The 14698-nt window shown below is 69.8% G+C and carries 13 protein-coding genes; 5 read left to right on the forward strand and 8 right to left on the reverse strand.

Annotated elements, in window-relative coordinates:
• Positions 1 to 18 precede the first annotated feature (18 nt).
• Positions 19 to 822 (reverse strand): MerR family transcriptional regulator, encoded by an 804-nt coding sequence (locus tag KVY00_RS13325; RefSeq protein WP_223043355.1) that lies wholly within the window; start codon positions 820 to 822, stop codon positions 19 to 21.
• Positions 823 to 957: 135 nt separating this feature from the next.
• Here KVY00_RS13325 and KVY00_RS13330 point away from each other — a divergent pair, with 135 nt between their 5' ends.
• From KVY00_RS13330 to KVY00_RS13340, 3 genes are all read left to right on the forward strand, one after another.
• Entirely contained in the window at positions 958 to 1266 is a 309-nt protein-coding gene (locus tag KVY00_RS13330) for a hypothetical protein (protein ID WP_223043356.1), read from the forward strand.
• A 182-nt stretch (positions 1267 to 1448) separates the two neighbouring features.
• Positions 1449 to 1754, forward strand: a complete 306-nt coding sequence (locus tag KVY00_RS13335; RefSeq protein WP_223043357.1) for a hypothetical protein — start codon at positions 1449 to 1451, stop codon at positions 1752 to 1754.
• A gap of 196 nt (positions 1755 to 1950) precedes the next feature.
• Complete coding sequence (locus tag KVY00_RS13340; protein WP_223043358.1) at positions 1951 to 2721, forward strand: YidC/Oxa1 family membrane protein insertase; 771 nt, start codon at positions 1951 to 1953, stop codon at positions 2719 to 2721.
• 170 nt (positions 2722 to 2891) lie between these two features.
• On the opposite strand, the gene KVY00_RS13345 is transcribed toward KVY00_RS13340, so the two are convergent.
• The 3 genes from KVY00_RS13345 to KVY00_RS13355 form a co-directional block, all read right to left on the reverse strand.
• Positions 2892 to 4058 (reverse strand): low temperature requirement protein A, encoded by a 1167-nt coding sequence (locus tag KVY00_RS13345; protein WP_223043359.1) that lies wholly within the window; start codon positions 4056 to 4058, stop codon positions 2892 to 2894.
• Between the two features lie 249 nt (positions 4059 to 4307).
• On the reverse strand, positions 4308 to 4946 hold the full coding sequence (locus KVY00_RS13350) for a dihydrofolate reductase family protein (protein WP_223043360.1): 639 nt from the start codon (positions 4944 to 4946) through the stop codon (positions 4308 to 4310).
• Positions 4947 to 5061: 115 nt separating this feature from the next.
• Entirely contained in the window at positions 5062 to 5535 is a 474-nt protein-coding gene (locus tag KVY00_RS13355; RefSeq protein WP_223043361.1) for an Hsp20/alpha crystallin family protein, read from the reverse strand.
• Positions 5536 to 5756: 221 nt separating this feature from the next.
• On the opposite strand from KVY00_RS13355, the gene KVY00_RS13360 reads away from it, so the two are divergent.
• Both KVY00_RS13360 and KVY00_RS13365 read left to right on the forward strand, forming a co-directional pair.
• Positions 5757 to 8054 carry a bifunctional alpha,alpha-trehalose-phosphate synthase (UDP-forming)/trehalose-phosphatase gene (locus tag KVY00_RS13360; protein WP_223043362.1) on the forward strand — a complete coding sequence of 766 codons (2298 nt, stop codon included), beginning with the start codon at positions 5757 to 5759 and terminating at the stop codon, positions 8052 to 8054.
• 118 nt (positions 8055 to 8172) lie between these two features.
• Positions 8173 to 9303 carry a carboxylate-amine ligase gene (locus tag KVY00_RS13365; protein ID WP_223043363.1) on the forward strand — a complete coding sequence of 377 codons (1131 nt, stop codon included), beginning with the start codon at positions 8173 to 8175 and terminating at the stop codon, positions 9301 to 9303.
• Positions 9304 to 9415: 112 nt separating this feature from the next.
• Here the strand turns inward: KVY00_RS13365 and KVY00_RS13370 are convergent, their stop codons facing one another.
• From KVY00_RS13370 to KVY00_RS13385, 4 genes are all read right to left on the reverse strand, one after another.
• Positions 9416 to 10936, reverse strand: a complete 1521-nt coding sequence (locus tag KVY00_RS13370; RefSeq protein WP_255572652.1) for an ATP-binding cassette domain-containing protein — start codon at positions 10934 to 10936, stop codon at positions 9416 to 9418.
• Positions 10929 to 11762, reverse strand: coding sequence for an ABC transporter permease (locus tag KVY00_RS13375; RefSeq protein WP_223043364.1), 834 nt, complete (start codon positions 11760 to 11762; stop codon positions 10929 to 10931). Before KVY00_RS13375 ends, KVY00_RS13370 begins: the two co-directional genes overlap by 8 nt.
• Positions 11759 to 12724 (reverse strand): ABC transporter permease, encoded by a 966-nt coding sequence (locus KVY00_RS13380; protein WP_223043365.1) that lies wholly within the window; start codon positions 12722 to 12724, stop codon positions 11759 to 11761. Before KVY00_RS13380 ends, KVY00_RS13375 begins: the two co-directional genes overlap by 4 nt.
• A 282-nt stretch (positions 12725 to 13006) precedes the next feature.
• Entirely contained in the window at positions 13007 to 14641 is a 1635-nt protein-coding gene (locus KVY00_RS13385) for an ABC transporter substrate-binding protein (RefSeq protein WP_223043366.1), read from the reverse strand.
• Between the last annotated feature and the right edge of the window lie 57 nt (positions 14642 to 14698).

Genomic DNA, 14698 nt, shown 5'->3' on the forward strand with positions numbered 1-14698 from the left:
GTGAGGGTCAAGTCACGGCTACTCCCACACCGCGGTATACGGATCGACGCCGGCCGCGCGGGAGACTGCGAAGATCGCATCCCGCAGCCAAACGCTCAGCCCCGGTTCGACACCGTCGAAGAACGCGCGGAAGCGCGGATCGTCCACGAACATACGGCCGAGCAGCGCGTGCATCGACGGCGTGCAGGTGAAGAGCCTCCCGAACATCTCTCGATGGCGCACGGCCAATGCGGCAGCCTCCGGGCTCGTCGGAGCGATGCCTGCTCGCACTGCCTCCGCGATCTCCCCGTAGAGCGCTTCGCCGGTCTCATGGAGCGCGACGCGCTCCGCGGAGGTGAGCGCCTCCGCGTTCTCCTTGAACTGCCGCCACTCTCCGGAGCCGCCCCAGCGCTCCTGCGCCTCGACGGCCCAGTCCTGCCGCCAGGATCGCCCGAAGATCTCCGCTTGCTGCTGCAAGGTCGGCGCGGCGCCGGCCTCTTTGAGCGAGAGCAGGCGATCCACCGCATTCGCCGTGTGCTGCAGTTGCGTGATCTGCTCATCGAGGAGACGGCGCTGCTCGCGGAGGTGCTGCTCTGCATCGACCGTGGGATCGTCCAGGAGCTCCGCGATCGCGGCGAGACTGAACCCGAGCTCGCGGTAGACCAGTACCCGGTAGATGCGGCCGATGTCGTCTGCCGAGTAGCTGCGGTATCCGGCAGCCGTGCGGTTCGATGGGTGCACAAGGCCGATCTCATCCCAGTGGTGCAGGGTGCGAATGCTGACCCCGACCAGGCCGGCGACTGCGCCGACGGTCAACGGCGCCGCAGCGGTCTGCACGGACATCGGGCCTCCTTTCGTCGCACCTCTCATTGTGTCGTAGCCGGAGGAGCGGAGCAGGGCCGTACCCCCATTGCCGGTCCGTCGTCTCGCTGGCAGTCTGGAGAGAGCGAATGGGACGGAGAAATGCGGGAGGCGAGCATGGCGACGACGATCATCGGATGGGGGATCGCTGGGGCGGGCGCGATGCTGTTCCTGGTATCGCTGATGCTGACCGTGAGAGCGCATCCGGATCGGCGCATACCGATCTGGTCGAACCCGCGGCCGATTCCCCGGCACTCGATCTGGACCCGCGTGCTCGGTGGTGTCCTCATGGTGTCCAGTGGGATTCTCATCGGCAGTGAGCAGCTCGTCTTCCTGCTGGTGCTTCTCGGCGTCGTCGTGCTGACGGGGAGCTTCATCATGTTCGGCCACAACCAGAGGGTCGAGGCGGAGAACGGGGGCGTCTGACCCGACCCTGCTTCTCCATACCCGTTGAAAGGCGATTTTTGCACGCGGGATCCGCGATCCTCATGCAAAAATCGCCTCTCGAGCGGGGTGCGCAGGCAGAAGGACGGCCTGCGCGCGGCCGGGTACGGGTCGTAGAAGATCCGGTGGTCGGATACACTCCAAGGGGAGCGGAGGTGCAGAGCATGCTGATATCGCTGTGGCTGATGGCGCAGCTGGTGCTGCTCACGCTCTCCGTCGCGCTCACGCCGCATCTCCCGCAGCCGATGATCCAGGCGGTGCTGGTGCTCGCGGTGGGGGCCCTCATCCTGGTGCCGGTCCTTCCGGCGATCGCGCGAGTTCTCACGCGGGCTCTGGCGCTGGCTCCCAACGCTCCGCCGCGTCGATCGCATGTGCCCGAGGTGCGCGAATTCCGCGTACCCGGCGACGCCGGTATGCCGGGGACCGCGCTCGCGCGGGCTCCGTCGCGCGTCGTTCACGCCTCTGCCTGAACGACGTTTCGCATCAACCGATCCTTGCGGTCGGTGTTCTTTCGGCGCACCCTCGGGTGCTCTCGTTCTCGCAGGGCGTGCACGCGCTCGATACCCGCGACTGAAACGAGAACACCATGCACCCCGAATACCATCTGCCCGCTGATCCCTCGAATGCGACCGCTCCTCTGATCACGGAGCGTCAGGAGGAGGCCCGATGAGCATCTACGAGTTCCCGCCCATCAAGATCCTGATCAATGCCGCCTACTGGATCGTGACCTCGCTCAGCGAGATCCTCGAACCGGTGGCCGGCGCGTACAGCGCCGCGGTGGCGATCATCGTGCTCACTGTCGTGATCCGCGCGATCCTCGTCCCGGTCGGCCGATCGCAGGTGAAGGCGAACGTCATGAGACAGCGGCTCGCGCCGCAGATCGCCGAGCTGCGGCGCCGTCACCAGAAGAACCCCGAGGTGCTGCAGCGGAAGACGATGGAGCTCTACGCGGCGGAGAAGGCCTCCCCGTTCGCCGGATGTCTGCCCGTGCTCGCGCAGACGCCGGTGCTCATGGCCGTGTACGGTTTGTTCATCCTGCCGGAGATCGACGGGCACCCGAACGAGCTGCTCTCGCACACGTTCTTCGGTGTTCCGCTCGATGCCGGGTTCATCGGGCAGATCGGTGCGGGGACGGTGTCATGGGGATCGGCGGCGGTCTTCTTGACGATCATGGTGCTTATCGCCGTCGTCGCCCAGGCTTCGCGGCGTCTGCTCGCTCAGCCGCAACCCGAGACGGCGTCGCAGCCGCAGTCCCAGCAGCCCGCAGGCATGCCGGATCTGACGGGCATGATGCGCGTGCTGAGCTTCATGCCGTTCATGACCGCCGTGATCGCGGCGTTCGTTCCGCTCGCTGCGGGGCTGTACCTTCTCACGACGACGGCGTGGACCCTCGGGGAGCGGCTGATCCTGACCCGTATCTACCAGCCTGAGCGCTAAAGCGGGAGCGGGTGCTGATCCTCGCTGCATCTCGCTGCATCATGGCCGCATCGCCGCATTGCCGCTTCCGCCCCCGCCCCTACCCCGTAGTCCCCACAGCAAACGCACCGATCTGCCGTCGCGCACACCGAAATCCGGGATCCGGTGTGCTTGACGGCAGATCGGTGCCGCTAGGACGCGGAGTCGCGCTCGACCGGCGGACGCCAGACCAGCACAGCCACTGCGAGCGCGAGGATCACCGCCGTCAGTGCGAATGGGACCGGGATCAGCGGGTCTATGAGCACCAGCAGGCCGGCCGCGGGCAGCGCGATGTTCACCGCTCTCCCGGCGCACGGGCGGATCGCCAGCACCCACACGCCGAGCACGAAGATGGCGATGGGAATCGTGTAGGCGAACGAGGCGTAGGGAGCGGCGAGCTCGCTCTTGCCCGCGAGGACGTCGATCTCGACCTCGATCCCGGCCGAGAAGGCTCCGGCGGCCGCGAAGATGAAGAAGTGACCGTAGCCGTAGGCGAGGGAACCCCTGAGGCCGTTGATCGCGTGGTGGTGGGGAGGCCAGAAATAGATCCACCACAGCGCCGCGGTCGCGATGAGGGTGAGCGCGGAGATCGCGATGAGCGGGCCGAGGATCTCGGTCTCATGCAGAGCCTCGATAATGGCGTTGGCCGAGGCGAGCAGGCTCTCGCCGAGCAGGATCAGTGTGAACAGCCCGTAGCGCTCGGTGATGTGGTGCGGGTGCCAGGGCGTGGATCCGGTGCGCTCCGCGATGACGGGGATGCTGATCTCCGCGAGGACGAGCACGACGAGTGCGATCATGAAGACCGATTCCGGGAGCAGCAGTGCTGCGAGCCAGAGCACTTGGACCAGCACGACCCCGACCGCGTAGATGAGCGTCGCCCGACGCGCGCTCCCGGCACCTCGCGAGGCGCGCAGCCATTGCGCGCCCAGGGCCAGGCGCATCACGACATACGCGAGGATCAGCACGGAGAAGTCGTGATCCTCGAAGGCCGGAGCGACGCCGGAGGCGAGCACGAGCACGCCGCCCATCTGCACGATGGTGAGCACCCGGTACAGCCAGTCGTCGGTGTCGAACGACGTGGCGAACCAGGTGAAGTTCATCCACGCCCACCAGATCCCGAAGAACACGATGGCGTAGTTGAGGATCCCGTCGCGAATGTGCCCCTCGCTGAGCGCGTGGTGCAGTTGTGCGGCCGCGATGCTGACCGCGACGACGAATACGAGGTCGAAGAACAGCTCGAGCGTCGACGCCGTCCGGCCCGGCTCATGGGGGTCTCGCGGGCGCATCGGGATGAGCCTGAAGCGGGGTGCTGGCGCCATGGGCGGATGTCCCTCTCCGCTGGGGATTCCGGAAAACGATGGGTACCGGGCCCGGGGCGGATCGCTCGGGCCATCTCATGATAGTGCTCGAGACGCGGTGGTCGCGCCGCAGATCCGCCGTCGAGCACACCGAAACCCGAGATCCGGTGTGCTCGACGGCAGATCTGCGCCGCTAGGCTGGCGTGATGATCGAGCTCGAGCTCGACTCCAGCGGGCACGGGGCGTAGCGAGCGGCCCGAGGTACGGCGGCTACTGCTTCCGGTTCCACAGCTGGTGGGTCAGCCCGCTCGAACTGCTGACCGATTCGATCGTGAAGCGATCCTCGATCCCCACGACGTCGTCCCAGAGGTGCACGCCGCGACCCAGCGTGATCGGCACGACCACGACGTGCATGAAGTCGACGAGGTCGGCGCGCAGGAATTGGCGGATCGTCGAGGGCCCGCCCCCGATGCGAACGTCCCTGCCGTCGGCGGCCTCGCTCGCGCGGCGCAGCGCCTCGGCCGGGTCGGCGTCGATGAAGTGGAAGCTCGTGCCGTTCGCGAACACCATGGGCTCGCGCGGGTGGTGCGTGAGTATGAAGCAGGGGGTCTTGAAGGGCGGCTCGTCGCCCCACCATCCACGCCACCCGTCGTCGGGCCAGGGCCCGCTCTGCGGGCCGAACTTGCGGCGCCCCATGATCTCCGCGCCGATGCCCTGCCCCCACATGCTGAACAGGGCACGATCCAGCGTCACCGGATCGGCGACCCGGTGAACGCCCTCGATGACGCGGCCGTCGAACCAGCTGAAGAGGGCGCCGGCGTCTCCGATCGGGCGGTCGAACGTCACGTGGTCGCCCGCCGAGAAGCCGTCGAGAGACACGAACTGATTATGTATGCGTGCGCGAGCCATGACGCCTCCAGGCGATTGCGGTCTGATCGCTCAACTCTAGGCCGGTCGCGCCGGGGAGGGAAGGGGCGGGTGCCGGTCTGCGGCCCCGCCCCGAGCCTCAGCGGTGGGTCAGCCCTTACGCGGGGCTGTTCTCCAGCTGCTGCTTGTCCGCCCCGCTGTCTGCCTCCAGCGTCTGCGACGCTGCGCTGCCGTTCGCGCTGGTGACCTCCACCTTACGCGGCTTCGCCCGCTCGCTGACCGGGATCGTCACGCACAGCACGCCGTTGTCGTAGCTGGCGCTGATGCGCTCGGTATCGATGCCCTGGCCGAGGCTGAGCTGACGCAGGAAGCTGCCCGAGGTGCGCTCGCGGGTGATCCACTTCACGTTCTCGGTGCTCGGCAGAGTGCGCTCGGCGCGGATCGTCAGCAACTGGCCGTCCACATCGATGTCGACGGAGCCCGGATCCATGCCGGGCAGGTCAGCGGTCAGCAGGTAGTGGTCGCCGTCGCGATAGAGATCCATGGGCATCTGCCGCGGTCCGCGCAGGGGCTCGTTGAACAGGCTGTCGGCGATGCGTTCCATCTCACGGAAGGGGGTGTAGGTTGCCATGTTTCTCACCTTTCTCTGAACTGGCGATTCAAGATGTGAAAGTTGAGTGCAGGTAACTCAACTTGAGAAAATATTAGCACTCTCTCGGGTAGAGTGCTAACTGTTGTTCGCTTGAGGCAAACGCGCGGCTCACTAGCATCCGGCGGGATACGGCCGCAATGGGCAGCAGCGGTCGCGCAGGTCTCGTAGACTGCGATAACAGAGACTCGCAAGGGGGTGCCATGACCGAGATGAAGGACATGACGGGCGGGCGCGAACTCGTCATGGTGTCCAACCGGTTGCCGGTTGACCGGGTCGTCGAGAAGGACGGATCCACCTCGTGGCGCACCTCACCGGGAGGACTCGTCACGGCGGTCGCCCCCATCGTGGAGCAGCTCGGCTGCCTCTGGGTGGGGTGGGTCGGTTCTGCAGACGAGGCGGTGGAGCCATTCGAGATCGGATCGATGCGCCTCGCGCCCGTCGAGTTGAGCGAGGACGACATCGAGCTCTACTACGAGGGCTTCTCGAACGGCACGCTCTGGCCGCTCTACCACGACGTGATCGCGCGTCCCGAATTCCACCGCGTGTGGTGGGACCGCTATCAGAAGGTGAACCAGCGCTTCGCGGAGCGCGTCGCGCAGCACGCGGCTGAGGGTGCGATCGTCTGGGTCCATGACTACCAGCTCCAGCTCGTGCCCGCGATGCTGCGCGAGCTGCGCCCCGACCTCACGATCGCCTTCTTCCTGCACATCCCGTTCCCGCCGAGCCGGCTCTTCGCGCAGCTCCCGTGGCGCAAGCGCGTGGTCGAGGGGCTGCTCGGGGCCGACGTGATCGGGTTCCAGCAGGTCACCGACGCCGTGGCGTTCCGCATGACGGCCGAGCGGTTCACCCGCGTGCCCGCGCTCGGCAACACGATCGTCGTGCCCGGCGCCGCCGGTGAGCCGTCGCGCACGGTGCTCGCCCAGGAGTTCCCGATCTCGATCGACGCCGCGGCCTTCGCCGAGGTGGCCGCCCGCCCCGAGATCCAGGAGCGGGCGAGGGAGATCCGCGCCGAACTCGGCAACCCGAAGACGGTCATGCTGGGCGTCGACAGACTCGACTACACGAAGGGGATCAGGCACCGCCTCAAGGCGTTCGACGAGCTGCTCTCGGACGGCGAGATCGACGCCGAGCAGACGGTGCTCGTGCAGGTGGCGAGCCCGAGCCGGGAGCGCGTCGACGCCTATCGGCAGTTGCGCGACGAGGTCGAGCTCACCGTGGGGCGCATCAACGGGGAGTACGGAAGCATCGGGCACGCGCCGCTCGTCTATCTGCATCGCGGGCACACGCGCGACGAGATGGTGGCGCTCTACCTGGCCGCGGACGTGCTGCTGGTCACTCCGCTGCGCGACGGCATGAACCTCGTCGCGAAGGAGTACGCCGCGTGCCGCACCGACGAGCAGGGCGTGCTGGTGCTGAGCGAGTTCGCGGGGGCGGCCGACGAATTGCGGGACGCGCTGCTCGTCAACCCGCACGACATCGAGGGGCTCAAGGCCGCGATCGTGCGTGCGGCCCACATGCCGCGCGAGGAGCAGCGCCGGCGCATGCGCTCGCTGCGCCGAACCGTCTACGACAACGATGTCGCGCACTGGGCGTCCGGCTACCTGGGGGCGGTGCGGGCGACCGCGGAGGCGCAGCGCCCGAGCCCCACCGGGCACCGTACCGAGCCGATCCAGGTGAGCACGGCATTCGTGCCGCGCAGCATCGACGACCGCGTGCGCCGGCTCGCCGCGCTTCCCAGGCTCATCGTGGCGAGCGACTTCGACGGCACGCTCGCACCGATCGTGCCGAGGCCGGAGGACGCCAGGATCCTGCCCAGGGCCCGCCAGGCGCTCGAGGTGCTGCGAAACGCGCCCGACACCTACGTCGCCGTGCTCACGGGGCGCTCGCTGGGCGGACTGGCCGAGACGGGGCTGCAGAGCGACGGCTGGATCGTGTCGGGTTCCCACGGCTCGGAGCTGACCGGGCTCGACATCGGCCCGACAGGGCAGGGCGGCGACGGACCCCCGCTCGGCAGCCCGCTCACCGAGGAAGAGAGCGAAAGGCTCGAGCGCGTCGGGCGGCGGTTCGAGCGCGTGCTCGGCGGCGAGCCCGGGGTGCGGCTCGAGCGCAAGCCGTTCGGGATCGCGGTGCACACGAGGCAGGTCGCCGACCCCGAGCAGGCGGAGGAGCTGATGGCTGCGGCCGTCGAACTGGGCCTTGCCGCCGACATGCACGTGCGCGAGGGCAAGCAGGTGCGGGAGTTCTCCGTGCGCGATTCGAATAAGGGATCGGTGCTGCGCAGCATCCGCGCGGCACTGCCCGACGCGCCCGTGCTGTTCCTCGGGGACGACGTGACCGACGAGGACGTGTTCACGACCCTCAGTCACGACGACCTGGGGATCAAGGTGGGGGAGGGCGACACCGCGGCCATGGAGCGGGTGCCCGATCCCGAGACGGCCACGGCGGTGCTCGCACTGCTGGCGGAGCTGCGCACCGGGATCATCATCGGCTCTGAGTGAGGGTCATCGCCTACCCGGTGGGCGCCTGCGAAATCAACCCCGGTGACAGTTCGTCCCGCGAACCTCTACGCTCGAACCCCGGGCCGTGACGCGACGGCCGAACACGAAGGAGGGCGATATGAGCCACACCGACGGTACGCGCGACACCGGCGGGCTCGCAACCGACGAGTTCCGCAGTTTCGGGGTCGAGGAGGAGTACCTGCTGCTCGACGCAGCGCACGGTGCCCCGACCGATCTCGCCGCCGACATGGTGCGGTCGGCTCCGCACTCCGTGGCGCCGGCCGAGCGGGAGTTCTTCTCGAGCCAGCTGGAGACCGCGACGCAGGTGTGCCGCACCGCCGATGAGGCGCTGGAGACCCTTACCGGGTTCCGCACCGCGCTGTCTCGAGAGGCGGCGGATCGCGGCATCGTCCTCGCAGGCAGCGGCCTGCCGCCCGTCGGCGGTGAAGCCGCAGGAACCGTCACCCCGAAGTCGCGCTACCGCGAACTCGGGGAGCAGCTGCGCAACGCTGCCGCCTACCAGTACGTGACGGGCACGCACGTGCACGTCGAGATCCCCTCGCCCGATGCGGGCGTCGAGGTGCTGGCGCGTCTCGCCCCGTGGGCTCCGGCGCTGCTCGCGATGACGGCGAACTCCCCGCTGTGGTGCGGCGAGCCGACGGGATTCGCCAGTTGGCGCCACGTCATGAACATGTCGTGGCCCGTGGCCGGGTTCCCGCCCGAGTTCGACAGCGGTGAGGCGTACGCGCGCTCCGTCGAGCAGTTGGTCGAGAGCGGCGTGCTGCTCGACTCCGGGGTGGTGACCTGGCTGGCGCGGCTCTCGCAGAACTTCCCCACGATGGAGCTGCGCATCGCCGACGCTCAGCTGGAGGCCGAGGACGCGGTGTGCTTCGCGGTGCTGGTGCGGGCGCTCGTCGATCGGGCGCTGAGCGAGGCCGAGGCGGGAGAGCCGCGCCCGAGTATCGCCCACGGCCTCGTGAACGGCGCGATCTGGATGGCCGCTCGCGACGGGCTCGGAGCGCAGCTCATCGATCCGCTCACCGCACGCCCCGAGCCGGCCTTCGACACGCTCGAGCGGATGGCCGCCTCGGTCGAGAACGAGCTGCGGCGCACCGGTGACCACGATCGGGTCTCCCGCTACCTCGACCGGCTCCGGCGCACGGGCGGGCCGGCGCGGCGCCAGCTCGAACGCTTCGAGGCGGAGGGCCTCGAGGGGCTCATCGGCCTCTATCGCGAGAGTTCGCGCTGACCATTGTGAGCGAAATGCGGAGTCCCGAATTGCTGTTTGCCGAGACGATGAAGCAGCAATTCGGGACTCCGCGTTTCGGAGGGGGGGAGGGGTGTGGGGTGGAGGTGCGGGGCTAGCCAGCGGCCGCGCTCGCGATGAGCTCGCGGGTGAACGGGTCGCGGGGATCAGCCAGCACCGGCTCCGTCTCTCCCTCCTCGACCACCCGACCGTCTCGCATGATGAGCACGCGGTCGCACACGGTGCGCACCGCCGCCAGATCGTGCGAGACGAAGACGAGGGTCAGGCCCTGCTTCTCCTGGAGCTCGCGCAGCAGCGACAGGATGCCGGCCTGCGTGGTGACGTCGAGCGCCGACACGGGTTCGTCGCACACGAGCACGTCGGGGTCTGCGGCGAGCGCGCGTGCGATCGCGACGCGCTGGCGCTGGCCGCCCGAGAGCGTCGCCGGCTTGCGGTCGAGGTACTCGGGGCCGAGGCCCACCTGCGCGAGCAGCTTGGCGGGCGCGCGATCGGGGGAGCGGAGCGAGGCGGTCAGGATCCTGCCCACCCGCCAGCGCGGGTCGAAGGTCGCGAGCGGATCCTGCGGGATGAGGCGCACCCTGATGTGCGGATCGACCCGCTCGACGGTGCCCGAGTCGGGTTGCTCGGCGCCCACGAGCACGCGCGCGAGGGTGCTCTTGCCCGCGCCTGATTCGCCGACGACCCCCACGGCCTCGCCCCGCCGCAGTGCGAGATCGACTCCCTGCAGGCCGGTCGTGCCGCCGCCGGGGGTGGGGAAGCGGCGGGCGGCGCCGCGCAGCGCCAGCAGTTCGGGGGCATCGGCGGGCGCCGTGCTCGCGATGGGTTTCGGGCCGCTCGGGATCGCCGCCACGAGCGCTCGGGTGACCGCGTGGGCGGGGCGGTGCAGCACCTGCTCGGTCGGGCCCTGCTCGACGACGCGCCCGCGGTCGAGCACCGCGATGCGATCGGCGACGCGGGCCACGCTTGCGAGGTCGTGGCTGATGAGCACGATCGCGGTGCTCCGCGCCCTGATCTCGTCGAACAGGCCCAGCACACGAGCCGCAGTGGTCGGGTCGAGCGCCGTGGTCGGCTCGTCGGCGATCAGCAGCTCCGGCTCGCCGATGAGCGCGGACGCGATGAGCGCCCGCTGCCGCATCCCGCCCGAGAGCTCGCCCGGTCGCTGCCGCAGGCGGGCCGCGGCGTGCGGGAGGCCGGCGGCTTCGAGGGACCGGATCGCGGCGGCGCGTCGTTCGCGGCGTCCGATCCCGCGCACCGCGAGGGCTTCCCCGACCTCGGCCTCGATGGTGCGCAGCGGATCGAGCGACTGCAGCGCGTCCTGCAGCACGAGCGAGACGGAGCGGCCGCGCAGCCCCCGCCACTGCCGACGACCGAGCCTGCGCGCGTCGCTGCCCGCGATCTCGAAGGAGTCGGATCGCACGGTCCACTGCGGATCCGACTGCGTCAACCCCAGGAGCGTGCGCGCGAGCACCGACTTACCGGCCCCCGACTCGCCCACGACCGCGAGGCACTCGCCGCGCTCCACCCGCAGCGACACCCCGTCGAGCACCGGCGAGGCGCCGCCGCGCAGCTCCACGCGCAGCCCCTCGACCTCGAGCACGCCCTTGCGCTCAGCCACGAGAACCTCCCAGTCTCCGTCCGAGCACCGTCAGCGAGCCCGCTACCAGCACGATCGCGAGGCCCGGCATCACCGTCATCCACCAGGCCGTGGTGAGGTACACGCGGCCCGCGTTCAGCATCGCCCCCCACTCCGGTGAGGGCGGCAGCGCCCCGAGGCCGAGGAAGCCGAGCGCCGACACCCACACGATGGCCTGGCCGATCCCGAGCGTCGCCGCCGACACCAGCGGCCACAGCGAGTTCGGGGCGACGTGCCGCATGAACACCCGCACGGGTCCGACCTCGTCGAGCCGTGCCCACTCCACGTAGCCGCTCGCGGCGATGCCGCGCACACGGGCGCGCAGCATGCGCGCGTACCCGGGAATCGTGGCGAGGCCGATCGCGAGGATCGAAGCCGTCGGCCCCGAACCCATCACCGAGATGAAGAGCAGCGCCATCACGAGGGTCGGCAGCGCGAACAGCACCTCGAACACGCGGCCGAGCGAGCCGTCGAGCCAGCGCGGGCCGAGACCGGCCGCGAAGCCGAGCGCGGCGCCGATCCCGATCCCGATGCCGGTCGCCGCGAGGCCGATGCCCACGGATGCTCCGGCGCCGTGCACCACCCGGGTGAAGAGGTCTCGGCCCGATTCGTCGGTGCCGAAGGGGTGCTCGAACGACGGCGGGCGGAAGCCCTCTGCCGGGTGCACCGCGAGCGGGTCGCCCGGGGCGAGCAGCTGCGGCGCGCAGACGGCGATGAGGGCGACGAGCAGGATCGCGAGAGCGGCCCAGCCCGACCAGCCGAGCGGGTTCGCGCCGATCCGCCCGCTTCCGAGTGCGCGGCGCATCATGCGGGGATCACCCCGCGACGCAGGCGCGGATCGACGAGGTGCTCGAGCAGATCGGAGATCAGCATGATCGCCACGTACAGCAGCGCGATGACCACGACCGCACCGATCACCACCGGCACGTCGCGCACCGTGGCGGCCTCGAGCAGCATGCGTCCCAGCCCCTGGCGCGCGAACAGCGCCTCGACGACCACCGCGCCGCTCAGCAGCGAACCGTACGCCCACCCCGACAGCGCGAGGGCGGGCAGCGCGGCGTGCCGCAGCGTGTGCGTGAACAGCACCCGCGTCTCGGAGGCCCCGCGGGATCGGGCCGTCACAGTGAAGGGCGCGTCGTCGGCCTCGACGAGCGAGCCCTGCAGCACGTGGGCGAGGTAGCCCGCGATCGGCACCGCGAGGGTGATCACGGGCAGCACCAGCCCGGCGGGTGACGAGCCGCTCGTGGCGGGCAGGATCCCGAGTCCGCTCGCGAAGACGAGGATGAGCACGGCTCCCACGAAGAACTGCGGGGCGACGGACGCGACGGTCTCGACGCCGGCGAGCACGGCGCGGATCGCGCGGCCGATCCTGCCCCTCCCCGCTACCGCGGAGACGAGCGCGCCGAGCACCACGAGGGCCCATGCGAGCAGCAGCGCGAGCGTCGCGATCAAGAGGGTGGGCGGCAGATTCGCGGCGAGCAGATCGGCCACCGGCTGCTTGCGGGCGTAGGAGTCGCCGAACTGCAGCGTGGCGGTGCGCCACAGCTGAGCGAGGTACTGCAGCACGAGCGGCTGATCCAGCCCGTACGCCTGCCGCGCCCGCTCCGTGGCCTCGGGGCCCGCCTGCGATCCGGGGCCGCCCATGATCGCCTCGAGCGGGTCGCCCGAGAGGCGCAGCGCGAAGAACACGACCGTCGCCGTCAGCCACACGACGAGTAGAGCCGCGCCGATCCTCTGCGCTGCGGCCCGCGCGATCCGTCTGCCTCTCACTGCTGCCTCACCGTGTCGTGCTCCTGCTCGTGCCCGTGCTCCTGCTCCTGCTCGTGCCCCTGCTCCTGCTCGCCGCCCCACGCTTGCCGCCTTGCCGCCCCCACTCGCCTGCACCATCGCAGACGCACCGATCTGCCGTAAAGCACACCAGAACCCGGGTTCGCGTGTGCTCTACGGCAGATCGGTGCATGTGGGTAAAGGGGCGAACTCGAGCGGCGCCTACCGGGTCGGCCTGACGCAGTGCGTCACCGCGGATTGCGCGAACATGCGAGGCATCTTCTTTCAAGCAATCCGGGCGTCGATGAAGGTGGGCGTGGCCACCGTGCCGAGCGTCGCGACGCCCTCGACACCGTTCACCAGGAAGTGGTTCTGCTGGTCGTAGAGCGGCAGCACCGTGTAGCTCTCCAGGATGCGCTGCTGCGCATCGGCGTACAGCTTCGTGCGCTCGGCCTCGTCGAGGGTCGCCGAGGCCTGCTCGAGGACGGCGTCGAGCTCGGGATCCTTGAGCTGCGCGTTGTTCGCGAAGTACCCCGAGGGCGCGGGGATCGTGCCGTCGGAGTGGTACAGGATGCGCAGCACGTCGGGACCGACCTTGGTGTACGGAGCGCTCACGGCCTCGTACTCGTGCGCCGCGAGCGCGCCGTACCAGCTGCTGAGGTCGACGGGGGTGATGACCACGTCGAAGCCGACGGCCGCGGCGTTGGCCTGGATCTGCTCGAAGAGCGACTGCTCGGCCGCGGTCGACTGGTTCGTGCTGACGGGGAAGCGCACGGTGAGCTTCTTGCCGTCCTTCTCGCGCACGCCGTCCTCGCCCTCGGTCCAGCCCGCCTCGTCGAGCAGCTTCGCAGCGGCGTCGGGATCGGTCTCGAACAGGCTCTCATCGCTCACCGCGGTCGGCTCGACGCTCGCGAGCGGCGAATAGGAGCGCGTGGCCACCCCCTGGAAGAGTGACTCGATGCCCGGGTTCGGGTCGGCGACCCGGATGAACGCCTCGCGCACGCGGGCGTCGTCGAACGGGGCCTGGCCCGAGTTCAGCTCGATGCGGTTGACGGCGCCGGGTCGCGGAGCGTCGATGTGCTCGATGCCGTCGGCGTTCTCCGCGGCGACGATGTCGGCGGGCAGCGGGTTGTCGATGACGTGCACCTCGCCGGAGGTGAGGGCCGCGTTGCGGGTGGCGGCGTCGGGGATGAAGCGCCACTCGATGCGCTCGAGGTGGGCCGGGCCGTCGTTCTCGGCCTCGGGCCCGGGCGTGCGGTAGTCGTCGTTGCGCACGAGGTCCACCTGCTGCTGCGGCGTCCACTTCTCGACGATGAACGGGCCGGTGCCGATGGGGGACTGGCAGTTCTCCTCCATGCCGCGCGCGATGCCGGCGGGGGACTGGATCGCCGTCCACTGCTGGCTCAGCGACTCCAGCAGCGCCGAGTCCGGGGCCGAGAGGTGGAAGCGCACGTGCGTGTCGTCGACGGTCTCGATCTCGGCGATCTTCTGCACGGCGAGGTAGCCGGTCGACGACTGGGTGTCGGGATCCTGCAGGTGCTCGATGTTCGCCTTGATCGCCTCCGCGTCGAGCGGGGTGCCGTCGGTGAAGGTGACGCCATCCTGCAGCGTGAAGTCCCAGGTGAGCCCGTCCTCGCTCGTCTCCCACTCGGTCGCGAGCCAGGGCTGGATCTTGCCGTCGGCGTCGCGGCCGACCATCGGCTCGAGGTACTGCGTCGAGATCAGCGCCTGCGGATAGTTGCCGCCCACGTGCGGGTCGAGGCAGGTCGGCTCGGCGTCGCCGGTCGCGTAGACCAGGGTGCCGCCCTCCTGGGGAGCGGCGTTGTCATCCGCCGTCTCGGCGCTGCAGGCGCTGAGGGCGAGGGCGCCGACCGCGGCGAGTGCGACGAGCGGGAGCGAACGGGGGAGGTGTCGGGTCATGGGTGCGCGAGGCTCCTCGGGTCGGGGCTGGAGAGGGAGTTGCGACGGTGGCGGCGC

Source organism: Leucobacter tenebrionis, from assembly GCF_019884725.1.
In the GTDB taxonomy this organism is placed as follows: domain Bacteria; phylum Actinomycetota; class Actinomycetes; order Actinomycetales; family Microbacteriaceae; genus Leucobacter; species Leucobacter tenebrionis.